Consider the following 23,156-nt stretch of genomic DNA (forward strand, 5'->3'; position numbering starts at 1 on the left):
CATGACCGCAAGTCCGGTCACACCGATCTGAGCTTTCATCATGTCTTCAGGCATGACCCCAGCCTACGAAGTCCGGGCGCCGGACCGGCCGAGTGGTCGCATGTTGCCGGGTCGTGCCGCCCCGGCAGCAGCCGGCCGGCTCCGACCGCGGTCGCGGCCCCTCACTCCACCGGCACGGTCCGAGCCCGGCTCAGCGCCTCGACGAGCCCCACCGCCACGAGCGCCCCGGCGCAGAGGATGCCGGCCAGCACCACGAGCTGGAACCGGCCCGCCTCCAGCGGCGACGCCCCCGCGAACACCGCGCCCACGAACGCGCCCGGCAGCACGACCATCCCGGTGGTGCGGGTCTGGTCCACCGCCGGGACGAGGGCCTCGAAGACGGCGTTCCGGGCGATCTCCAGCGTCGACTGCCGCGGGGTCGCGCCGAGGGCGAGCCAGCCCTCCACCTCGTCGCGCCGTTCGACCACCGAGGCCCGGTAGCGCCGGCCCGTCAGCGTGGCGATGCTCATGGTGTTGCCGACGACAATGCCGCCCACGGCCAGCACGTTCTGCGGCGTCACCGTGATGGCTCCCGTGAAGAACACGACGGCCAGGGTAGTGCCGGCGGCCACGACCATGGCGAGCGCGAGCCGCAGCAGCAGTCGGGCGTCCGCGCCGATCCGGCGGCCGGCGGTGAGCACGGCCGCGACGAGCATCACGAGCAGGGCGAGCCACACCCAGGCGAGGTCCTCGATGACCGCCGAGAGCACCAGGCTCAGCGCGGCCAGCTGGGCGGTGGCGCGCAGCACCGCGAGCGCGGGCGCGAACCACCGGGACACCCCGCGAGCGGCGAGCGCCCCGGCCGTGACGGCGACGAGAACGCAGATGCCCAGCAGGGTCGGGAGGGCCACCGCGTTCCAGTCCATGCTGCGACTCTACGACCGTCCGGGCGGTGCCCATCCCGTCAGGCCGAGCAGGTCCGCGACCTCCCGGTAGTGGGTGGTGGCGAGGATCCGGGAGCCGGTCTCCACCGCGCGGCGGTAGAGGTGCGGGTCCAGCTCGTCGTCGTACAGGGGGGCGTCGTAGCGGGTGAGGTCGAGCCGCGTGGGGGCGTTCCAGCCGTGCAGGCAACGGGTGATCTCCGGGTCCGGGTAGTACGCGCCGGCGCAGCCGATCACCCGGTCGAGGTCCGGGGCCTCCCGGCAGATCTCGTCGGCGGTGGCCGGCCCGTCCGGGTGAGCGGGCACGAAGTAGACCAGCTCGGGCGCCAGCCGCCGGTAGGCGGAGAGGGCCGCCCGCCCGTGCGCGGCGACCACCACCTGGGCCTCGGCCCGGTGCTCGCGGACCAGGTCGACGACGACGTCCGGCGCCACGTCCCGGCCGTCCAGCCACAGGACCGCCCCGGCGCGCACGGCCCACGCCAGGAAGTCCCCGGCCTCGCGAATCCGGTACGGGGTGGCCGCCCCGTATCCGTCGAGCAGGCGCTGGTCGAGCACGACCTCCGCGGGGAGCTCACCGAGCCGGCCGAACCCAGTGGTGGAGCCGCCCAGGACGTCGTCGTGCAGGACCACGCACGTGCCGTCGGCGGTGGTGCGCAGGGTGATCTCGACCATCGTGCGGGGGCGGGTGGCGAGCACGTTCCGGGCGGACTCAAGGGCGGAGCCCGGCCACGGCTGGTGCGGGTGGCAGCCGGCGCGGACGGCGAGCAGCAGCGGGCCGGTGCGGGCCAGCCGGTCGTAGCGCAGGTACGCCGCGAGCTCGGCGGGCGAATCGAAGAAGATCGAGTGCGCCGAGGTCTCCGGCGCCGCCTCTGGGGCCGGGCTGGGGCAGGGGTGCGACATGAGGTACTCCTCGGGGGGACAGGAGCGGGGGGCTCGGAGTCGTCGAACGGGGTGTCCCGTGGGGGCGGGACGGTGGCCGTGTGGGGGTGGGGGTGGCCGGCGAACAGGGGCGTGGCTACTCGATCCGGGTGGGGGCTCCGGAGCTCTCCCGCCTCGGGGAGCCTCCGGAATTCACGGATGCAAAAGCCATGGGGTCATTGTGGCAGGACGGGGCCGTGCGTCGCTGTGTGACATGGTCACGATTGTGCGGTGGGATGCCGCCGGCGGGCCGGCCCGTCAGGGCCCTCGGTCTCGAGCTGGTCCTGCCACAGCGCCGCCACGTCCTCCGGCGTGTAGGTCGCCGCGATCTGTGCGTCGTTGCCCCCGCCCCAGACGTTGTGGGCCCACAGGCCCCCGAACCACGTGCCCGGGACGGCGCGGTAGGACGTGCGGCCGTCGCCCACCACCCGGACGAGCACGCCGTGGCGCAGCGCGACCGCGTGCAGCCACACGTCGTCGGCCCGCGGGGCGCACGCCTGGAACGCGGGCCCGGCCTCGCGCAGCGCGTCGAGCATCCGCGGCGGGTAGAGGACCCCGGAGAGGCCGGTCGGGAAGGTCCGGCGGGAGAGGACTCCCGGGGTCGCCGGCGTCCACTGCGCGTAGGGCAGGATCCGGCCGGCCGCCAGGCGGATCCGGTGGGCACGGTGGGCGACCACGTCCTGGGGGTGGGCCCGGTGCGCGGCGACCAGTTCGGCGAGCCACGTGTCCCCGTAGAGGACGTCGTCGTCCGCGGTGACCAGCGGCAGCTCGTGGTGGGCCTCGGAGCGGACGTACGGGAAGTACTTGTTGTGCGGGCCCCAGTTCTCGGTGGCCCGCAGCTCCAGGCCGCGGCGCACCAGCCGGGCCAGGGACGCGGGCGGGTCCGCGACGACCGCGGCGTCCGGGACCCACAGGACCAGTCGCCGCGGCCGCACGGTGCCGCGGCCGATCGCCTCGAGGGCCAGGTGCGCCGTGCGGATCCGGTGGCCGTGCGAGGCCATGCTGACGACGACGGGCGCGTCCCCCACCAGCGGCTCCGTGGAGAACCGGTGGCGGAGCAGGAAGTAGCTCGCCCGGCGGCTGTCCCGGTAGGCCTGGCGCAGGCCCCGGAGGCCCTCCACGGAGAACGCCCGCCGCACGAGGCAGAGGACGCCGCGCGCCAGGCGGCGCGGGCGTTTCAGCGGCGGGGGCCCTGGTCCGGGCCGCCGGGACCGGGCCGGTCCGTGCCGGGGAGGTCGGTCCTGGGCACGTCGGTCCTGGGCACGTCGGTGCCGGAGCTGCCGGGACCGGGGCCGCCCTCGGCCTCAGTGCTGCCGGCCGGGGGCCGGGGCGTGCCGCCCAGGAAGTCGTGGGCCCTCTGCTGGACCGTGTCCACGTGGCGCTCGTACTTGCGGCCGGTCCGCTTGTCCACGAGGTTGCCTGCCTGGTCCAGGACCTTGTTCACCTTGTCCGGGTTGCTGCGCGCGAACTGCTTGGCCTTCGCCGCGAGCCCCTTGAAGTCCACCATGACGTCTCCTTCGGATCGGTCACCGTCGCGCTCGTCGCGGCCGGTGCTGCTGCTGAGTCCATCATGCAGGGCTGTCCGCTCCCTGCACAGGACGGACCCGGCTCAGCGCCGCTGGCCGACGACGTGCTGGAAGCGCAGGAGGTTCTCCGGGTCGTAGACCGCCTTCGCCCGCACGAGCCGTTCGTAGACCTCCCGGGACCAGGCCCTCGACCGCTCCTCCTCGTCCCCGGGCACGCCGTGCATGTTCACGAAGGCCCGCCCCGTGCTCCACGGGGCCAGCCCCTGGAGCACGGCGGCGAGAGCGGGCGGCGTGCGCTCCGCGACGTGGGGCGCGAGCCAGCCGATCAGCTCGAGGAAGAACGCGGAGTCCCGCCCGGAGACGGCGTCGGCGACGGCGCTCGGGCGGGAGAACGCCCCGCCCATGAGGCGGATCCCGACCTCCGGCAGCGGGGAGCCGGAGCCCGGTCCGGCGAGCTGGAGGAGGACGGCGATCGCGGCGGCGTCGAAGTCCTGCAGGAACTCCCCGGTGAGCACGTACAGCCCCGGCTGCGTGGCGTCCAGGTGCACGCGGTCGATGTCCCGGTAGTCCATGGGGCCCACCGTGTCGAGGAGCGGGTGCGAGAGCTCGCGCATGGGCTCCAGCACCCGGGCGCCCTCCCCCGGGTCCCCCACCCAGCAGAAGCGCAGGTGGACCAGCAGCTGGTGGTTGAGGCGCTCGTCGACGGCGGGGTCGTGCGGCATCCAGCGCAGGGAGACGGACGTCGTGGCGCATGCGGGCAGCTCCGGGGCCCACCGGCTGAACGCGCCCAGGACCTCCTGGGCGTCCTCGCCGGGGTAGAAGATCCCGCCGCCGTAGAGTCCCTGGAGCGGGACCAGCTCGAGGGTCATCGACGTGACGATCCCCAGGTTGCCCTTGCCGCCGAGGAGCAGGCCGAAGAGCTCCGGCTCGTGGACGGCGTCCACGCTGCGCAGCCTCCCGTCCGGCGTCACGACGTCTAGGCCGCGCACCCAGTCGGCCGCGAACCCGAAGACGCGGCCCAGGACGGGCAGGCCGCCGCCGAGGGTGTAGCCGACGGCTCCGGCGTGGGTGGAGGAGCCGTTGAGGACGGCGAGCCCGTGCGGGGCGATCGCGTCGACGACCTTCCGCCAGCGCACCCCGGCGCCGATCCGCGCCCTGCGGCGGGGGACGTCGATCTCGAGCTCCTGCATCCGGCGCGTCGTGATGAGCATGCCGCCGTCCATGGGCTGGTCGGCGCCGTGCCCGGTCGCCTGGACGCCCACGGGCTCGTGGTGGGCGGCCGCCCACTCCACGGCCGTGATCACGTCCCCGGCATCGTCGGCGCCCACCACGACGTCCGGCCGGTGGACCGCCGCCAGGTTGAAGCCGGAGACCTCCTCGGCGAACCCCTCGTCCCCGGGCAGGAGGACAGGACCGCACACCTGCAGGACCAGGTCCTCCACGTCTGTTCTCGAGATCATCGCGGGCCCCCCTCGGCACCGTCGACCCGTTCGGCTGTCGCAGCGTGATCTCCTGCCAGGGTACCCGCCCGCACCGGCGCCGCGCAGGGGTGGGACAGCCGATCGATACCGGGAAGAGACCCGCGGCGGGACGGGCGGCCGCGTCCGGGGGATGATCGGAGCATGGACACCTCCTCGGGCGCCGCGACGGCCGGAGGCAGCGGACGCCCCGACGGCGTCCCGCACCGTGACGGCGGCGCCGGACCGCAGCGCGGCACGCGGCTCACGGGGGTCGACGCCGCCCGGGGCCTGGCGCTCACGGGGATGATGGCGGTCCACATCCTGCCCGCCCGGGATCCCGTGAGCTACGACCCCAGCCTCGCGTGGACGCTGTTCTCGGGACGGTCCGCCGCCCTCTTCGCGCTGCTGGCCGGGGTGGGCCTGGCCTTCTCCACCGGGGGCCGCCGGCGCCACCGGGGCCGGACGACGACCGCGGACGGGGTGGGCCTGGTGGTGCGGGCGGCGCTGATCGCGGTCCTGGGCCTGCTCCTCAACACGCTGCTGCCCGACGAGGCCCCGGCCTACAACATCCTCGTGTACTACGGGATGTTCTTCCTGCTCGCGCTCCCCTTCCTGCACCTGCCCGCGGCGGCTCTGGGCCTGCTCGCGGCCGCCGCGGCGGTGGCCGGGCCGGTGCTCGTGCAGCTGCTGCGGGACGACCTGCCGGAGCCTGTCTCCGCCAACCCGGACCTCGCGGACGTGCTGGCGGAGCCCGGAGCCGTCCTGGCCCAGCTGCTGCTCACCGGTGCCTACCCCGCGCTCCCGTACCTGGCCTACCTCCTGGCGGGCCTGGCGATCGGCCGCCTGGACCTGTCCTCGCGGCGGGTCCAGGGCCGGCTGATCGGGGCGGGGCTCGCCGTGACGCTCAGCGCGTGGCTCACCTACCGGTTGCTGCTCGTGGAGGGGGGCGGCTACGCCCGGCTGCTGGAGGCGACCCCGTGGATGAGCGAGGAGCAGCTCGACGCCGTCGTCCTGTGGGGCCCGAACCCCGACCTCCCCACCACCTCGTGGTGGTGGCTGCTGGTCCCCGGCCCGCACTCCAACACCCCCGTGTCCGTCCTGGAGGACCTGGGCACGGGCATGGTGGCGCTCGGCGTCCTGCTCCTGGTCACGCGGAGGGCCGGCGCCTGGCTGCTGCCACTGGTCGCGATGGGCTCCATGACGCTGACCCTGTACTCGGCCCACCTGGCCGGGCTGAGCGCCATGGTGCACGGCTCCGCACCCGTGCTGTGGTTCCTCGTCCATCTCGAGCTGGCCGCGCTCGTGGCGGTGCTCTGGCGGCGCTCCCTCGGTCAGGGCCCCCTGGAACGGGTCGTGGGCGGGGCCGTCCGTGCGGCCCGGAGAGCGGTCCTGCCCGAGAAGTAGCGCGCCGCGTGGCCCGCCACGAGCACCGTGGGGACGCGACCCACCGCGGAAGCATGCCGGACAAGCCATGTCATCAATATGCAAAAAGTATGGGCAACCGCTGGAAGGTCCGTCGAGGAGTATTGCGACCCCGCGGGGTTTCCTCTACCGTGTGAACACGGTCACAAAACCGTAGCCGTCGACGTGCGGCGGGAGAGTCCCGTCCAGCAGCACCGGTCGGGCGCCGTAGGAGCAATTCCTCCCCAGGAAACTCTCAGGCCCCCGTACCGCCGCACCGAGGCACATCTGGAAAGTAGCACGGTCGTTCTCGTGCTCGCCGAAGGAGCAAGTCCCACCCCCTACGGGTGGAGCGGAAACTCTCAGGCTGTGCAACAGATCGGGGAGGAACCACGAAACCGCGCGGTATGACCGCGCAGAATTCTGGAGTTCCTCGATGACGATCATTTCGGCCCGCCCCACCGCTGCCGCCCGGACCGGCGAGCGCACCTTCGCCGACCGCCACATCGGCCCCGGCCCCGACGCCGCGGCCTCGATGCTGCAGGCCCTCGGCTACGACACACTCCAGGAGCTGGTCGACGCCGCAGTGCCCGCGGACATCCGCCAGGACGCCCCGCTGGACCTGCCCGCGCCGCGCTCAGAGGCGGAGCTCCTGGCCGACCTGCGCGTCCTGGCCTCGAAGAACATCCTCAAGACCCAGATGATCGGGCAGGGCTTCTACGACACCCTCACCCCGCCGGTGATCCTGCGCAACGTCCTGGAGAGCCCGGCCTGGTACACCGCCTACACCCCCTACCAGCCGGAGATCTCCCAGGGACGGCTGGAGGCGCTGCTGAACTTCCAGACCATGGTCTCGGACCTCACCGGGCTGCCGGTGGCCAACGCCTCCCTGCTGGACGAGGCGTCCGCCGTGGCCGAAGCGGTGCTGCTGATGCGCCGCACGAACAAGGCCCGGGGCGCGGGCAAGACCGTCCTGGACGCGAACCTGTTCCCGCAGACCCTCGCCGTCGTGCAGGGCCGGGCCCACGCCCTGGGGTTCGAGGTGGAGGTCGCCGACCTCTCCGCGGGCCTGCCCGAGGGCGAGATCTCCGGGATCGTGCTGCAGCAGCCCGGAGACGACGGCGCGGTCGTGGACCACGCGGCGACCATCGCCGCGGCCAGGGAGCGCGGGGCCATGGTGACCGTGGCCGCCGACATCCTCTCCCTGACCCTGATCGTCCCCCCGGGGGAGCAGGGTGCCGACATCGCCGTGGGCAACACCCAGCGCTTCGGGGTCCCGCTGTTCTTCGGCGGCCCCCACGCCGCCTACATGGCCGTCCGCAAGGGCCTGGAGCGCTCCCTGCCGGGCCGTCTGGTGGGCGTGTCCACCGACGACGCCGGGGCCCCGGCCTACCGCCTGGCCCTGCAGACCCGTGAGCAGCACATCCGCCGCGAGAAGGCCACCTCCAACATCTGCACGGCGCAGGCGCTGCTGGCCGTCGTGGCGTCCATGTACGCCGTCTACCACGGCCCCGCCGGCCTGAAGGCGATCGCCCAGCGCGTGCACCGCCACGCCCGCACCCTGGCCGTCGTCCTGGCCTCCGCCGGCGTGGACCTGGTGGCCGAGCAGTTCTTCGACACCGTCTGCGCCCGGGTGCCCGGCCGCGCCAAGGCCGTGGTCGAGGCCGCCGAGGCGCTGGGCGTGAACCTGCGCCTGGTCGACGCGGACACCGTCTCCGTCTCGGCCGACGAGGCGACGACGACCGAGCACCTGGTCGCGGTGGCCGCGGCCTTCAGCCTCGCGGATCCCGAGTCCGCCGTCGCCGCGGCCTCCGCCGCGACCGAGGACGCGGCCGGGGCCCACGCCCTGGGGACCGCCGTGGTGCGCACCTCCGAGTACCTGACGCACCCGATCTTCAACACCATCCGCTCCGAGACCCAGATGATGCGCTACCTGCGCCGGCTCTCGGACCGGGACCTGGCCCTGGACCGGACCATGATCCCGCTGGGCTCGTGCACCATGAAGCTGAACTCCACCGCCGAGATGGAGTCCATCTCCTGGCCCGAGTTCGCCGGCATCCACCCCTTCGCCCCCGGCCACCAGACCGCCGGATGGCGCGCGCTCATCACCGACCTCGAGGCCCGCCTGTGCGCCATCACCGGCTACGCCGGGGTCTCCATCGCCCCGAACGCCGGCTCCCAGGGCGAGTACGCCGGGCTGCTGGCCATCCGCCAGTACCACCTGGCCAACGGGGACAGCGACCGGACCGTCTGCCTGATCCCGGCCTCGGCGCACGGCACCAACGCCGCCTCGGCCGTGCTGGCCGGGCTCAAGGTCGTCGTGGTGAGGACGGCCGCCGACGGCACCATCGACTCCGCCGACCTCGACGCGAAGCTCGAGGCCCACCGGGAGCAGCTGGCGGCCATCATGATCACCTACCCCTCCACGCACGGGGTGTACGACGCCGACGTGCGCGAGGTCTGCGACAAGGTCCACGCCGCCGGCGGGCAGGTCTACATCGACGGCGCCAACCTCAACGCCCTGGTCGGCCTGGCCCAGCCGGGCCGCTTCGGCGGGGACGTGTCCCACCTGAACCTGCACAAGACCTTCTGCATCCCGCACGGCGGCGGGGGGCCCGGCGTCGGGCCGGTGGCCGTGGCCGAGCACCTCGTGCCGTTCCTGCCCGCCGCCGCGGCCGGGGAGTCCAACGGCCGGACCGGCACACCGGTCACCTCGACCCCGTACGGCTCCGCCGGCGTGCTGCCCATCTCCTGGGCCTACATCGCGATGATGGGCGGGGAGGGCCTCACCGAGGCGACCGGCTCCGCGCTGCTGACGGCCAACTACGTCGCGACCCGGCTGACCGAGCACTTCCCGGTGCTCTACACCGGCAACCGCGGCCTCGTCGCCCACGAGTGCATCCTGGACCTGCGCGAGCTCACGGCCCGGACCGGCGTCACCGCCGAGGACGTGGCCAAGCGCCTGATCGACTACGGCTTCCACGCCCCGACGCTGTCCTTCCCGGTGGCCGGGACGCTGATGGTGGAGCCGACCGAGTCCGAGGACCTCGCCGAGCTGGACCGCTTCGTCGACGCGATGATCGCGATCCGGGCCGAGATGGACCAGATCCTGGCCGGGGACTTCACGGTGGCCGACTCCCCGCTGCGCCGGGCCCCGCACACGGCGACCGCGGTCGCGGCCACCGAGTGGGACCGCCCGTACTCCCGCGAGCAGGCGGCCTTCCCGGTCCCGTCGCTGCGCCAGGACAAGTACTTCCCCCCGGTCGGCCGCATCGACGGCGCCGCCGGGGACCGCACCCTGATCTGCTCCTGCCCGGCCCCCGAGGCCTTCGAGAACTGACCCGGCGCAGCCACGAAAGGCACCGACATGACTGTCAGCACCACGTCCAAGCACACCGCCCTGCACGACGAGCACGCCGCGCTGGGGGCGTCCTTCACCGACTTCGGCGGCTGGGACATGCCCCTGAAGTACGGCTCCGAGCTGGCCGAGCACCGCGCCGTGCGCTCCGCCGCGGGCCTGTTCGACCTCTCCCACATGGGCGAGATCCGGGTGACCGGCCCGGACGCCGGCACGTTCCTGAACACGGCGCTGGTCGGCAACCTCGCCGTGATCGCCGTGGGGAAGGCCAAGTACTCCCTGATCTGCACCCCCGACGGCGGGATCATCGACGACCTCATCACCTACCGCCTGGCGGAGACCGAGTACCTGGTGGTGCCCAATGCCGGCAACGCCCCCGCCGTCCTCGCCGCACTCCAGGAGCGCGCGGCGGGGTTCGACGTCACCGTCGCCGACGAGTCCGCCGAGACCTCCCTGGTCGCCGTCCAGGGACCGGCCGCCGAGGCGATCCTGCTGGAGCTGGTCCCGGCCGCGCAGCAGGAGCTGGTCACCGGCATGAAGTACTACGCCGCGGCGGAGGCCACCGTCGCCGGCACCCGGGTGCTGCTGGCCCGCACCGGCTACACCGGTGAGGACGGGTTCGAGCTCTACGTGCCCAACGCCCGGGCCGCCTCCCTCTGGGAGGCCCTGCTGGAGACCGGCCGCGGGCACGGGCTGATCCCGTGCGGACTCGCCAGCCGCGACTCCCTGCGCCTCGAGGCCGGCATGCCGCTCTACGGCCAGGAGCTCACCCGGGACCTCACCCCCTACGAGGCCGGCCTGGGCCCGGTCGTGTCCTTCAAGAAGGCGGAGGACTTCGTCGGCCGCGCCGCCCTCGAGGCGCGCAAGGCCGAGGGAGCGACCCGCACGCTGGTCGGCCTGCGCGGTCTGGGACGGCGCGCCGCCCGCGCCCACTACCCGGTCCTCGCCGACGGACGGCGCGTCGGGGAGGTCACCTCCGGCGTCCCCAGCCCCACCCTGGGACACCCCATCGCCCTGGCCTACGTGGAGACCGGGTTCGCCCAGCCGGGCACCACCCTGGACGTGGACCTGCGGGGCAGGACCGAGCCCTTCGAGGTCGTCCCCCTGCCCTTCTACCAGCGCCAGAAGTAGCTCCTGCCGCGCTGACCGCCTTCAACGTCTTCACCGCCTTCACCGCCTTCACCGCCTTCACCGAAAGGACCACCCCATGAGCACCGTCCTGCCCACCCTGCGCTACTCCGCGGAGCACGAATGGATCGACGACGCCTCCCCGGCCAAGATCGGCATCAGCCAGGTGGCCGCCGACACCCTCGGCGACATCGTCTACGTCGACCTGCCCGAGGCCGGGTCCACCGTCACCGCCGGTGAGGCCTGCGGGGAGATCGAGTCCACCAAGTCCGTCTCCGAGCTGTTCTCCCCGGTCACCGGCACCATCGTGGAGGTCAACGCCGAGGCCGCGGAGAACCCGGCCCTGCTCAACGAGGACCCCTACGGCGCCGGCTGGCTGTTCACCGTGGAGGTCGACGAGGAGGGCCCGCTGCTCTCCGCCCAGGAGTACGCCGAGGCCAACGGGGGTGAGCTCGCATGAGCACGCACGCCGCCGCCACGACCACCGTCCTGGACCAGGACATCGCCGAGCTCGACCCCGAGGTCGCCGCGAGCATCGACGCCGAGCAGCGCCGCCAGCAGGACGGCCTGGAGATGATCGCCTCGGAGAACCACACCGCCGTGGCCGTCATGCAGGCCCAGGGGTCGGTGCTGACCAACAAGTACGCCGAGGGCTACCCGGGGCGCCGGTACTACGGCGGCTGCGAGCACGTGGACGTGATCGAGCAGCTGGCCATCGACCGCCTCAAGGCGCTGTTCGGTGCCGGCTACGCCAACGTCCAGCCGCACTCCGGCGCCCAGGCCAACGCCGCCGTGATGCACGCCCTGATCAAGCCCGGGGACACCATCCTGGGGCTGAACCTGGCCCACGGCGGGCACCTGACCCACGGGATGAAGCTGAACTTCTCCGGCAAGCTCTACCAGGTCGTGCCCTACAGCGTGGACGAGGCCAGCTGCACCGTGGACATGGACGAGGTCGCCCGCCTCGCCCGGGAGCACCGTCCGCAGCTGATCATCGCCGGCTGGTCGGCCTACCCCCGGCAGCTGGACTTCGCCCGCTTCCGGGCGATCGCCGACGAGGTGGGGGCCTACCTCATGGTGGACATGGCCCACTTCGCCGGCCTCGTGGCCGCGGGGCTGCACCCCAGCCCGGTGCCGCACGCCCACGTGGTCACCTCCACCACGCACAAGACCCTGGGCGGGCCCCGTGGCGGCATCATCCTCACCAACGAGGCCGACATCGCCAAGAAGCTCAACTCCGCGGTCTTCCCCGGCCAGCAGGGCGGTCCCCTGGAGCACGTGATCGCCGGCAAGGCCGTGGCGTTCAAGATCGCCGCGGGCGAGGAGTTCCGCGCCCGGCAGGAGCGCACCCTCGAGGGCGCCCGGATCCTCGCCCTGCGTCTCCTCTCCCCGGACGTGATGGCCGCCGGGATCAGCGTGGTCAGCGGGGGCACCGACGTGCACCTGGTCCTGGTGGACCTGCGCGAGTCGGTGCTGGACGGCCGGCAGGCCGAGGACCTCCTGGCCCAGGTCGAGATCACCGTCAACCGCAACGCGGTGCCCTTCGACCCGCGTCCGCCGATGGTCACCTCCGGGCTGCGCATCGGCACCCCGGCCCTGGCCACCCGCGGCTTCGGCACGGAGGCCTTCACCGAGGTCGCCGACATCATCGCCGAGACCCTCATCGCCGGGGCCACCTCCGGCGACGACGGCCCCGACCCCGCGGTGCTGGCCGGGCTGAAGGGCCGCGTCCAGGCCCTGGCCGCGGCCCACCCGCTCTACCCTGGACTGGCTCCGCTCGGCGCCGGCTGAGCACGGGCGGCGCCCGCACACGGTCGCCGCCCAGGAGCGGGGTGTGGGCCGGGCCCTCACCGGCCCCGGCCCACACCCCGAACCCGCCCCACCTCCCGCCCCTCTCCGGGGGCACCACCATGCTTTGGAGCGTCACCATGGCCATCAGCGTCTTCGATCTCTTCACCGTGGGCATCGGCCCCTCGAGCTCCCACACCGTCGGTCCCATGCGCGCCGCAGGACGGTTCGCCCGGACCCTCGTCGAGGACCACCTCCTGGACCGCACCGCGGGCCTGCGCGTGGACGTCTACGGGTCCCTGGCCGCCACCGGCCGCGGCCACGGCACGTTCACCGCGATCCTGCTGGGCCTGGAGGGCTACGACCCGGAGCAGATCCTCCCCGCCCAGGTCGAGGACCGGCTGGCCGACATCGAGGCGACCGGCGTGCTGCAGCTGTGCGCCGCGCTCGGCGAGCGCAAGGACATCCGCTACACGGTCGGGGACATGGTGCAGCACCCGCTGACCGTCCTGGACCGGCACACCAACGGCATGCGCTTCCAGGCCCTGGACGCGGCCGGCGACGTGCTCGCGGACCAGACCTGGTTCTCCGTGGGCGGGGGGTTCATCGTGCGCGAGGGCGAGGAGGACACCGCCGCCGCCGAGCTGGCCGCCGCCAGCACCCAGGTGCCCTACCCCTTCCGCACCGCCCAGCAGCTGCTGAGCCACTGCCGGCGCACCGGGCTGAGCATCGACCAGGTGATGCTCGCCAACGAGCGGACCTGGCGCAGCGAGGAGGAGATCCGCCGAGGGCTCCTGCACATCTGGGACGTGATGGAGCAGTGCAAGGACTCCGCGATCACCCGCAGCGGGGTGCTGCCCGGGGGGCTCAACGTCTCCCGACGCGCCCCGGCGTGGCACCGGCGCCTGCGCGTCGAGGACCCGGACCGGGACCCGGGCTTCTGGCAGGAGTGGGTGAACCTCGTGGCCCTGGCGGTCAACGAGGAGAACGCCTCCGGCGGGCGGGTGGTCACCGCCCCCACCAACGGGGCGGCCGGGATCATCCCGGCGGTGCTGTTCTACGCCACCCACTACTCCCCCGCCGTCCGCGCCGCCGCCGCGGAGGGGCCGGAGGCGCACGAGGCCGCCGTGCGGGACATCGTGGTCCGGTTCCTGCTCACCGCCGGGGCGGTCGGGGTGCTCTACAAGGAGCAGGCCTCGATCTCCGGGGCCGAGGTCGGCTGCCAGGGCGAGGTCGGCTCCGCCTCCTCGATGGCGGCCGGGGGCCTGGCCGAGATCCTGGGCGGCACCCCCGCCCAGGTGGAGAACGCCGCCGAGATCGCCATGGAGCACAACCTCGGCCTGACCTGCGACCCGATCGGCGGGCTCGTGCAGGTGCCCTGCATCGAGCGCAACGCCATCGGGGCGGCCAAGGCCGTCAACGCCGCCAAGATGGCGCTCTGGGGCGACGGCACCCACCGGGTCAGCCTCGACGAGGTCATCGTGACCATGCGCGAGACCGGCAAGGACATGAGCCACAAGTACAAGGAGACCGCCCTGGGCGGGCTCGCCGTCAACGTCGTGGAGTGCTGACTCCCCGCCCACCCGGCCGGCCGCGCTGAGATCCCGCCCCTCCGGGGGCGGCAGCGGTCCCCCATCCACCACGGCACGGCGCACCGGCAGGACCGACTGCAGGCGCCGGCCCGGCTTTCCACACCCATCCCGAGGTTCCGCAACACCCACTGGAAGAGGTCCCACCATGAGCGCCACCGACCAGCCACCTCATCTCGAGAGAGCGCTGTCCAGCCGTCACATCCAGCTCATCGCGATCGGCGGGGCCATCGGCACCGGCCTGTTCATGGGCTCGGGGAAGACCATCGCCGTCGCCGGCCCCTCGGTGATCTTCGTGTACATGATCATCGGCTTCATGCTGTTCTTCGTCATGCGCGCCATGGGCGAGCTGCTGCTGAGCAACACCGACTACAAGAACTTCTCCGACTTCGCCGGCGACATCCTCGGCCCCTGGGCCGCCTACTTCACCGGCTGGACCTACTGGTTCTGCTGGGTCGTCACCGGCATCGCCGACGTGGTCGCGATCGCCCACTACGTCTCCTTCTGGTGGCCCGACCTGCCGCTGTGGATCCCCGCCGTCGCCTGCATCCTGCTGCTGCTGGCCCTGAACCTGCCCACGGTGCGCGCCTTCGGGGAGACCGAGTTCTGGTTCGCCCTGATCAAGATCGTCGCGATCATCGCCCTGATCGTCGTGGGCCTGGTCATGATCGTCACCGGCTTCGAGACCGACGGGTCCCGCGCGGCCTTCTCCAACCTCTGGGAGCACGAGGGCATGTTCCCCACCGGCTTCATGGGCTTCGTGGCCGGGTTCCAGATCGCCGTGTTCGCCTTCGTCGGCATCGAGCTCGTCGGCACCACCGCCGCCGAGGCCAAGGACCCGGAGGTCAACCTCCCGCGAGCGGTCAACTCCATCCCCATCCGCATCCTCATCTTCTACGTCGGGGCCCTGGTCATTCTCATGGCCGTGCGCCCCTGGACCACCTACAGCGGCGGCGAGTCCCCGTTCGTGGGCATGTTCGCCCTGGCCGGGCTGGTCGGCGCCGCCGGCGTCGTGAACTTCGTCGTCCTGACCTCGGCCACCTCCTCGGCCAACTCCGGCATCTACTCCACCTCCCGCATGGTCTACGGACTGGCGCAGGACGGCGACGCGCCGAAGGCCTTCGGCCGGCTCTCGTCCCGCAAGGTCCCGCGCAACGCGCTGCTGTTCTCCTGCATGTTCCTGCTGGCCGGTGTGGCCCTGCTCTACGCCGAGGGCAGCGTGGCCGAGGCCTTCACCCTGGTCACCACCGTCTCGGCGCTGTGCTTCATGTTCGTCTGGTCCATCATCCTGGTCAGCTACATCGTCTACCGGCGCCGCCGCCCCCAGCTGCACGCCGCGAGCAGGTTCAAGATGCCCGGCGGGACGTTCATGCCCTACGTGGTCCTGGCGTTCTTCGGCTTCGTCCTCTGGGCGCTGACCACCCAGCCGGACACGCTCATCGCCCTGGCCCTCACCCCGCTGTGGTTCGTGGTCCTGGGCATCGGCTACCTCCTGCTGCGGCGCAACCCGGAGCACGCCGCCATGCGCGCCCTGCACGACGCCAAGGTCCGCCAGGAGCTCGAGGCGAGGGACGCCGCCGCGGACGAGCCCGTTCCGGTGTCCTGACCGGCCCGACCGGCCTCCGTGCCTGAGGCGCCGGATGTCCCCGCGGGAGTTCCCGCGGGGACATCCGGCGCCTCACGCACGCCCGAGCGGCAGCGACGGCGCCAGGTCCCGCAGCGCGGTGAACGCCGGGGCCAGCGCGTCGTGCAGCCCCCCGAACACCGGCCGCAGGGAGGCGTGGATGGCCGCGTCCTCCGCCCGCGGGCGGACCGTCGTGTCCACCGCGACGAGCTCCGCCGCCACGTCGACCGACTCCACCAGCCCCAGCGCCTGCATCCCGAGCAGGGCCGCGCCGAACCCGGAGCCGTCGTGCGCCCGGGCGAAGGAGACGTCCGTGCCGAGGACGTCGGCGAGCAGCTGCCGCCACAGCGGGCTCCGGGCGAAGCCGCCGGTCGCCCGGACCTCAGAGACCTCCAGCCCGGCGCAGCGCAGGGACTCCAGGACGAGCGCCAGCTGCTGGCACACGCCCTCCAGCGCCGCCCGCACCAGGTGCTCGCGCCGGTGGGCCCGGGTCAGACCGACATATGCCCCGCGCGGTATGGAGATCCAGTGCGGTGCCCGCTCCCCCAGGAGGCAGGGCAGCATCATGAGGCCGCCGGCGCCGGCCGGCGCCCGTCCGGCCAGCGCGAGCAGCTCCTCGGCGGAGCCCTCCCCCAGGTCCGGGGCGAGGGCGTCGCCGGCCCAGCCGAGCACCACCCCGCCGTTGTTGACCGCTCCGCCCACGACCCAGCGGCCGGGGGCGAGGGCGTAGCAGAACACCCGCCCCCGGGGATCCACCACGGGGCGGTCGACGACGACGCGCAGCGCCCCGCTCGTGCCGATCGAGCACGCCACGACGCCCGGGCGGACGGCGCCCAGGCCCAGGTTGGCCAGCGGGCCGTCGCCGGCCCCGACCACCACGGGGGTGTCCCGGGGCAGCCCGGTCGTCCGGGCGGCGTCGGGGGTCAGGCCGGGCAGGACCTCGGTGGTGGGCACCAGGCGGGGGAGCTTCCCGGGGCCGATCCCGGCGAGGGAGAGGGCCTCGGCGTCCCAGTCCAGGTCCTGCAGGTTCAGCAGGCCGGTGGCCGAGGCCAGCGAGTGGTCCGTCACGAGCCGCCCGCACAGCCGCAGCAGCACGAACTCCTTGATCCCGGCCCAGCACCGGACCCGCTCGCACAGGCCGGGCTCCTCCTCCCGGAACCGGACGAGCTTGGTCAGCGGGGACATCGGGTGGACGGGGGTGCCGGTGCGCCGGTGCAGCTCCAGGCCGCCGGGGCCGGCGCGCAGACGCTCGGCCTGCGCGCCGGCGCGGGCGTCCGCCCAGGTGATCAGCGGGGTCAGCGGCTCCCCCGCGGCGTCGAGACCGAGCAGGCTGTGCATCGCGGCGCTGAAGGACAGCCCGGCCACGCGGCCGGCCCCGACCTCCTCGACGACCCCGCGGACCGTCTCCAGCACCGCGGCCAGGATCAGCCGGGGGTCCTGCTCGGCGCGGCCCGGGAGGGGCTCCTCCAGCGGGTAGCCCGCCGAGCGGCAGGCCACCTGTTCCCCCGCCCGGGTGAAGGCGACGGCCTTGGTGGCGGTGGTGCCGATGTCCACGCCCACCACGACCGGGGCGGGCTCCCCGCCGGGAGCGGCCCCGGCGGGAGGTGCGGCGTCGTCGGGCGTGCGCACCGGTCCCTCAGGCGACGTAGAAGATCGCGAGGACGATGGCGAAGCCCAGCACGGACTCCAGCGCCTGCTGGACCGTCCAGGTCTTCAGGGTGGTCTTGACGTCCATGCCCATGAGGCGCCCGACCAGCCAGAAGCCGGAGTCGTTGACGTGGCTGGCGAACACGGAGCCCGCGGCGGTGGCCAGGGTGATGGCGGCGACCTGCACGGCGTTGAAGCCGCCGGCGGCCACGGCCGGGGCCATGAGGCCGGCGGCGGTGACGAGGGCGACGGTCGCCGAGCCCTGGGCCAGGCGCAGGATCACCGCGATGAGGTAGGCCGCGACGATGACGGGCAGACCCAGGCCGCCGAGCGACGAGGAGAGGGCGTCCCCGATGCCGGAGGCCCGCAGGATGCCCCCGAACATGCCGCCGGCACCGGTGATGAGGATGACCGAGCAGACGGGGCCCAGGGAGGAGTCGAGGACCTTCTCCAGGGCGGTGCCGTGCTCACCGCGGCGGCTGCCGAGCACGAAGGTGGCCACGAGGACGGAGATCAGCAGGGCCACCGGGGACTCGCCGAGGGCGGAGAGCAACTGCACCCATCCCTCGTCGGCGGAGACCACCCCCGCGGCGCGCAGGAAGTTCAGGCCCGTGTTCATGAAGATCAGCACGAGCGGCAGCAGCAGCATGGCGATGATGGTGCCGACCTTCGGCGGGTTCTTCGGCTGGTCGGGGTCGATCTCCCCGAAGAAGCCGGGCACCGGGAGGACGTACTTGGTGCCCACGCGCTTGCCCCAGAGGTAGCCGGAGACGTACCAAAGGGGGAAGGCCAGCAGCAGGCCGATGAGCAGGACCAGGCCGAGGTCCGCGCCGTAGAGCTCGGTGGCGGCCACGGGGCCCGGGTGCGGCGGCACGAACACGTGCATCACGGAGAACGCCGCGGCGGCGGGCATGCCGTAGAGGAGCACGTTGTTGCCCCCCAGACGGCGGGCCACGGCGAAGATGATCGGCAGCATGACGACCAGGCCGGCGTCGAAGAAGATGGGGAAGCCCATGATCAGCGAGGCCACGCCGAGGGCGAAGGGCGCGCGCTTCTCGCCGAAGACGTCCACGAGCCTGTCGGCGAGCGCCATGGCCCCACCGCTGTGCTCGACCATCTTGCCGAGCATCGCGCCGAGGCCGATGAGCAGGGCCACCGGGCCCAGCGTCGCGCCGAAGGCCTCCACCGCGGTGTCCACGAGGACGTCGCGCGGGATGCCGGTGGCGAAGGCCGTCAGCAGGGCCACCAGGACCAGCGTGAGGAACGCGTGGACCTTGAACCTGATGACGAGGATGAGGATGAGCGCGATGGCTCCGGCGGCGATGGCGAGCAGGGGCGCCGTGCCGAGGGTCTGTGTCCAGTCTTCCACTGAGCATCTCCGGTGGTCTCGTGCCTGTGGTCAGGCCGCGGGGTGTCGTCGTGATCCACGACACACGCTAGGCTGGCAGAAAGATCATACTTTTGGCAACCGCGGGAGCCGCATCCCCCGCGGGCCGCGCGGACGGAGGAGCCATGCACGGCGTGGAGCAGCACAGCGGGGTGCTGGACCGGTTGGGCGGGAGCATCGCCTCGGGCGCCCGGCCCCCGGGCACCGTCCTCACCCTGGCGGGCCTGGAGAAGGAGTTCGGGGTCTCGCGCACGCTCGTGCGCGAGGTCGTGCGCGTCCTGGAGTCCATGGGCATGGTGGCGTCCCGGCGGCGCGTGGGCGTCACCGTCCTACCGCCGCAGGACTGGAACCCGTTCGACCCCCGGCTGATCCGGTGGCGGCTGAACGGGCCCGGGCGGGACGCCCAGCTGCTGGCCCTCACGGAGCTGCGCTCGGCGATCGAACCCGTGGCCGCCCGCCTGGCGGCCGGCCGCGCCGCCGCCGCCGACCGGCGGCGCCTGGTCGGGCTGGCCGCCGAGCTGCGGGAGCTGGGCCAGGCCGGCCGGGGCACGGACCCGGAGTACCTCGCCGTGGACGTCGCCTTCCACCAGCTGCTGCTGGCGGCGAGCGGCAACCCCATGCTCGCCGCCCTGGGGGACGTGGTGGCCGAGGTGCTCTCCGGCCGCACCGCCCTGGGGCTCATGCCGGCCCGGCCGGACCCGGGCGCGATCGAGGACCACGAGGCCACGGCCGCGGCCGTCGCGGACGGGGACCCCGCCCGCGCCGAGGAGCGCGCGCGAGCCGTGGTGACGGAGGTCCTGGACGAGGTGCTCGGCGAGACCCCCGCGGTGCCGGTGGACGACGTGGCAGGGGACGATATGGCGGGGGACGACGCGACAGGAGACGCCGTGACAGGGGACGGCGTGACGGGGACGGTCTGACGGGGAACACGGACCGGTCTGGCCGATAGTCCGCTGAACCGGCCCCCGGCCCGTTCCTAGGGTGGAGGGATGGCCACACCTGTCACCGGCTACCTCTCGCTCGTCTCGGGGGCTCGCCGCACCCCCCGCTACGACCTCCACCTGGCCTGCCTGCTGATCCTCGTGGCCGGGATGCTCAACTCCGCGGGGTTCGTGGCCGTGGCCCTCTACACCTCGCACATGACCGGCCTGACCGCGACCATGGCCGACCACCTGGTGGACCGCGACGTCGAGCTCCTGTCGATCAGCGCCGTGGGGCTCGGGTCGTTCGTCCTGGGCGGGATCTGGTGCACGCTGCTGTTCAACTGGGGGCGCCGCCGCGGTCTCGGCTGCCGGTTCGCCAACGTCGTGGCGTTCGAGGGCGCCCTGATCCTGGGCTTCGGCCTGACCGCCGAGGCATTCCGGGGCGAGCACCGGGACCTGGTCTCGGTCGGCGTCCTGTGCTTCACCATGGGCCTGCAGAACGCCCTGATCACCAAGGTGGCGGACGTGCCCGTGCGCACCACCCATGTGACCGGGATGATCACCGACATCGCCATCGAGCTCGGCAAGCTCCTCTACCCCAACCGCACGCCCGGCACCGACCCCGTCCGCGGGGACCCGCGGAAGCTGCGGCTGCTGGCCACGCTCGTGGGGCTGTTCCTCCTGGGCGGCGTGGCCGGGACGCTCGGCTGCCTGGCGGTGGGGTTCTCGTTCCTCGTCCCCGTCGCCCAGCTGCTGCTGGTCCTGGCCTACCGGCCCGTGGCCCGCGACCTCGCCCGGCAGCGCGGGCGGCCGGCCCGCGTGTTCCTCTGACCCCGGCCGGCCGGCGCCGTCACAGCGCCGCGGCCAGGTACGGCGCCGTCCGGCTCCGGTCGCACCGGGCCACGTCCCGCGGCGCGCCCGTGCACACGACGCGGCCGCCGCCCCCGCCCCCGCCGGGCCCCATGTCCACGACCCAGTCGGCCGCGGCGACGACGTCCATGGCGTGCTCCACCACGACCACGGTGTTGCCGGCGTCCACGAGCCGGTTCAGCTGGGCCAGCAGCAGCCGGACGTCCTGCGGGTGCAGGCCCGTGGTCGGCTCGTCGAGCAGGTAGAGGGTGTGCCCGCGGCGGGCCCGCTGCAGCTCGGTGGCCAGCTTGATGCGCTGGGCCTCCCCGCCCGACAGCTCCGTGGCGGGCTGGCCCAGCCGGAGGTAGCCGAGCCCCACGTCGAGCAGCGCGCCCAGCCCGCGCGCGGCGGCCGGGACGTCGGCGAGGAAGTCCACGGCCTCCTCCACCCGCATCCCCAGGACGTCCGCGATGCTCCGGCCCCGGTGGGTCACCTCCAGCGTCTCCGGGTTGTAGCGGGCCCCCCGGCACTCCGGGCAGGGTCCGTAGGTGCCCGGGAGGAAGAGCAGCTCGACGGCCACGAAGCCCTCGCCCTGGCAGGTCTCGCAGCGGCCGCCGACCACGTTGAAGGAGAACCGCCCGGGTCCCCAGCCGCGGGAGCGGGCCTCGTCCGTGGCGGCGAAGAGCTTGCGCACGGCGTCGAACAGCCCGGTGTAGGTGGCCAGGTTGGAGCGCGGAGTCCGGCCGATGGGCCGCTGGTCCACGCGGATCAGGCGGTCCAGGTGCTCGAGCCCCTCGACGCCGCGCAGCCGGGTCTCGGCCGTGGCGGGCCCGTCCGCCTCCTCCTCGTCCGTCCCGGTCCCGCCGTCCGCGTCGTCCCCGTTGACGTGCCGGCCGACCGTCTCGGCGAGGACCTGGCTGACCAGCGTGGACTTGCCCGAGCCCGAGACCCCCGTGACGGCGGTGAGCACGCCCAGCGGGAGCTCGACGTCGAGCTCCCGCAGGTTGTGCCGGGTGATCCCCCGCAGCCGCAGCCACTGCTCGCGGGGGCGGCCGGCGCCGGCCGGGCGGGCGTCGTCGTCCCGCTGCTCGGGGAAGAGGAACGGCCGCGTCGCGGAGGCGGCCACCTCCGCGAGGCCGGCCACCGGCCCGCTGTAGAGCACCTCGCCGCCGCGGTCGCCGGCCTGGGGCCCGACGTCGACCACCCAGTCGGCGCGCCGGACCACGTTCATGTCGTGCTCCACGACGAACACGGAGTTGCCCGCCTCGCGCAGCTCCTCCAGGACCCCCAGCAGCGGCTCGGCGTCGGCGGGGTGCAGGCCCGCGGACGGCTCGTCCAGGACGTAGACGACCCCGAACAGCCCGGACCGCAGCTGGGTGGCGATGCGCAGCCGCTGGATCTCCCCGGGGGAGAGGGTGGGCGTGGACCGGTGCAGGCTCAGGTAGCCCAGGCCCAGGTCGATGAGCACCTGCAGCCGGGCCAGCAGGTCCCGCGTGATGGTCACGGCCACCTTGGTGCGCTCGCCCGAGGACGCCGCCCGGGAGGCCGTGCCGGCGCCCTCCAGGACGGTGGTGGGGCGCACGACCTCGGCGAGCTCCGTGAGGGGCACGTCGTTGAGCTCGGCGATGCTCCGCCCGGCGAACGTCACGGCGAGCGCCTCGGGGCGCAGGCCGCTGCCGTGGCAGACGGGGCAGGGGCCGGTGACGACGTACTGCAGGACGCGCTGGCGCATCGGCCGGCTGGCCGAGTCCGCGAGGGTGTGCAGCACGTAGCTCTTCGCGCTCCAGAAGCGGCCCTTGTACGGCTTCGCCACGCGGTCGCGCTGGGGGGTCACCTCCACCACGGGCTGCTCCTCGGTGAACAGGATCCAGTCCCGTTCCTCCTGCGGCAGCTCCCGCCAGGGGACGTCGAGGTCGTGGCCCAGGTGGGCGAGGATGTCGCGCAGGTTCTTGCCCTGCCAGGCGCCCGGCCAGGCGGCGACGGCCCCGTCCCGGATGCTCAGCTCCGGGTCCGGGACCAGGGAGGACTCGGTCACGGCGTGGACGGTGCCCAGGCCCGAGCACTCCCGGCAGGCGCCGGCGGAGGTGTTCGGCGAGAAGGCGTCCGAGTCCAGGCTCCCGGCGGCGTCCGCGGGGTAGGTCCCGGCGCGGGAGAAGAGCATGCGCATCGAGTTGGAGAGCGTGGTGAGGGTGCCCACCGTGGAGCGGGAGCTCGGCGTGCCCCTCCGCTGCTGCAGCGCCACGGCCGGCGGCAGCCCGGTGATCTGCTCGACCGCGGGGTTGTGGCCCTGCTGGATCAGCCGCCGGGCGTAGGGGGCCACGGACTCGAGGTAGCGCCGCTGCGCCTCGGCGTAGATCGTGCCGAAGGCGAGGGAGGACTTCCCGGACCCGGAGACCCCGGTGAACGCGACGATTGCGTCGCGGGGGACGTCGACGTCGACGGTGCGCAGGTTGTTCTCCGCGGCCCCGCGCACGCGGACCATGCCGCGGACGTCGGTCGGGGCGGAGGGCGTGGGGGCAGGGGTGGGATGTGTGCTCACCGCGTCCACCCTAGCGACCCGGGCGGACGGACCCCGGCCGGGGGTGGTCAACGCCCCTCGGGGCGGCCAGCATGGAGGTGCCCGAAGCCACCGAAGGAG

At 73.6% G+C, this 23,156-nt stretch carries 17 protein-coding genes and 1 riboswitch; of the genes, 9 read left to right on the forward strand and 8 right to left on the reverse strand.

The window, feature by feature from the left end:
- Positions 1–161 precede the first annotated feature (161 nt).
- The 5 genes from IEW07_RS02185 to IEW07_RS02205 form a co-directional block, all read right to left on the reverse strand.
- Positions 162–905, reverse strand: coding sequence for an ABC transporter permease (locus tag IEW07_RS02185; RefSeq protein ID WP_188534213.1), 744 nt, complete (start codon positions 903–905; stop codon positions 162–164).
- Between the two features lie 9 nt (positions 906–914).
- Positions 915–1,820: a PI-PLC domain-containing protein gene (locus IEW07_RS02190; protein WP_188534214.1), complete on the reverse strand. Its 906-nt coding sequence runs from the start codon at positions 1,818–1,820 to the stop codon at positions 915–917.
- A 236-nt stretch (positions 1,821–2,056) separates the two neighbouring features.
- Positions 2,057–2,977, reverse strand: a complete 921-nt coding sequence (locus IEW07_RS02195; RefSeq protein ID WP_188534215.1) for a hypothetical protein — start codon at positions 2,975–2,977, stop codon at positions 2,057–2,059.
- A 38-nt stretch (positions 2,978–3,015) separates the two neighbouring features.
- On the reverse strand, positions 3,016–3,345 hold the full coding sequence (locus IEW07_RS02200; RefSeq protein WP_188534216.1) for an antitoxin: 330 nt from the start codon (positions 3,343–3,345) through the stop codon (positions 3,016–3,018).
- A 102-nt stretch (positions 3,346–3,447) separates the two neighbouring features.
- Complete coding sequence (locus IEW07_RS02205) at positions 3,448–4,824, reverse strand: FAD-binding oxidoreductase (RefSeq protein WP_229741507.1); 1,377 nt, start codon at positions 4,822–4,824, stop codon at positions 3,448–3,450.
- Positions 4,825–4,986: 162 nt separating this feature from the next.
- Between IEW07_RS02205 and IEW07_RS02210 the strand changes: the two genes are divergently transcribed.
- The 7 genes from IEW07_RS02210 (at position 4,987) to cycA (ending at position 15,694) form a co-directional block, all read left to right on the forward strand.
- Positions 4,987–6,228 (forward strand): heparan-alpha-glucosaminide N-acetyltransferase domain-containing protein, encoded by a 1,242-nt coding sequence (locus tag IEW07_RS02210; protein ID WP_188534217.1) that lies wholly within the window; start codon positions 4,987–4,989, stop codon positions 6,226–6,228.
- Between the two features lie 179 nt (positions 6,229–6,407).
- Positions 6,408–6,507: riboswitch (glycine riboswitch) on the forward strand.
- A gap of 154 nt (positions 6,508–6,661) precedes the next feature.
- Positions 6,662–9,565 carry an aminomethyl-transferring glycine dehydrogenase gene (gene gcvP, locus IEW07_RS02215; RefSeq protein ID WP_188534218.1) on the forward strand — a complete coding sequence of 968 codons (2,904 nt, stop codon included), beginning with the start codon at positions 6,662–6,664 and terminating at the stop codon, positions 9,563–9,565.
- 27 nt (positions 9,566–9,592) lie between these two features.
- On the forward strand, positions 9,593–10,714 hold the full coding sequence (gene gcvT, locus IEW07_RS02220; protein WP_188534219.1) for a glycine cleavage system aminomethyltransferase GcvT: 1,122 nt from the start codon (positions 9,593–9,595) through the stop codon (positions 10,712–10,714).
- A 76-nt stretch (positions 10,715–10,790) separates the two neighbouring features.
- On the forward strand, positions 10,791–11,171 hold the full coding sequence (gene gcvH, locus IEW07_RS02225; RefSeq protein WP_188534220.1) for a glycine cleavage system protein GcvH: 381 nt from the start codon (positions 10,791–10,793) through the stop codon (positions 11,169–11,171).
- Positions 11,168–12,502 carry a serine hydroxymethyltransferase gene (gene glyA / locus IEW07_RS02230; protein ID WP_188534221.1) on the forward strand — a complete coding sequence of 445 codons (1,335 nt, stop codon included), beginning with the start codon at positions 11,168–11,170 and terminating at the stop codon, positions 12,500–12,502. The genes gcvH and glyA overlap by 4 nt, the downstream gene beginning before the upstream one ends.
- Positions 12,503–12,639: 137 nt before the next feature.
- The gene (locus tag IEW07_RS02235) at positions 12,640–14,070 is read left to right on the forward strand and encodes an L-serine ammonia-lyase (protein WP_188534222.1); all 1,431 of its coding nucleotides are present in this window, start codon (positions 12,640–12,642) and stop codon (positions 14,068–14,070) included.
- Positions 14,071–14,236: 166 nt separating this feature from the next.
- Positions 14,237–15,694 (forward strand): D-serine/D-alanine/glycine transporter, encoded by a 1,458-nt coding sequence (gene cycA, locus IEW07_RS02240; RefSeq protein WP_188534223.1) that lies wholly within the window; start codon positions 14,237–14,239, stop codon positions 15,692–15,694.
- 72 nt (positions 15,695–15,766) lie between these two features.
- Here the strand turns inward: cycA and IEW07_RS02245 are convergent, their stop codons facing one another.
- Together IEW07_RS02245 and IEW07_RS02250 are read right to left on the reverse strand one after the other, a co-directional pair.
- Positions 15,767–17,341: a gluconokinase gene (locus tag IEW07_RS02245; protein WP_188534224.1), complete on the reverse strand. Its 1,575-nt coding sequence runs from the start codon at positions 17,339–17,341 to the stop codon at positions 15,767–15,769.
- Positions 17,342–17,348: 7 nt separating this feature from the next.
- The gene (locus tag IEW07_RS02250) at positions 17,349–18,728 is read right to left on the reverse strand and encodes a GntP family permease (RefSeq protein WP_188534225.1); all 1,380 of its coding nucleotides are present in this window, start codon (positions 18,726–18,728) and stop codon (positions 17,349–17,351) included.
- 143 nt (positions 18,729–18,871) lie between these two features.
- On the opposite strand from IEW07_RS02250, the gene IEW07_RS02255 reads away from it, so the two are divergent.
- Positions 18,872–19,666 carry a FadR/GntR family transcriptional regulator gene (locus IEW07_RS02255; RefSeq protein WP_188534226.1) on the forward strand — a complete coding sequence of 265 codons (795 nt, stop codon included), beginning with the start codon at positions 18,872–18,874 and terminating at the stop codon, positions 19,664–19,666.
- 69 nt (positions 19,667–19,735) lie between these two features.
- The gene (locus tag IEW07_RS02260; protein WP_188534227.1) at positions 19,736–20,500 is read left to right on the forward strand and encodes a YoaK family protein; all 765 of its coding nucleotides are present in this window, start codon (positions 19,736–19,738) and stop codon (positions 20,498–20,500) included.
- Positions 20,501–20,519: 19 nt separating this feature from the next.
- Here the strand turns inward: IEW07_RS02260 and uvrA are convergent, their stop codons facing one another.
- Positions 20,520–23,000 carry an excinuclease ABC subunit UvrA gene (gene uvrA, locus IEW07_RS02265; RefSeq protein WP_188534469.1) on the reverse strand — a complete coding sequence of 827 codons (2,481 nt, stop codon included), beginning with the start codon at positions 22,998–23,000 and terminating at the stop codon, positions 20,520–20,522.
- Between the last annotated feature and the right edge of the window lie 156 nt (positions 23,001–23,156).

It is taken from the genome of Kocuria dechangensis, from assembly GCF_014636775.1.
Taxonomy (GTDB): Bacteria; Actinomycetota; Actinomycetes; order Actinomycetales; family Micrococcaceae; genus Kocuria; species Kocuria dechangensis.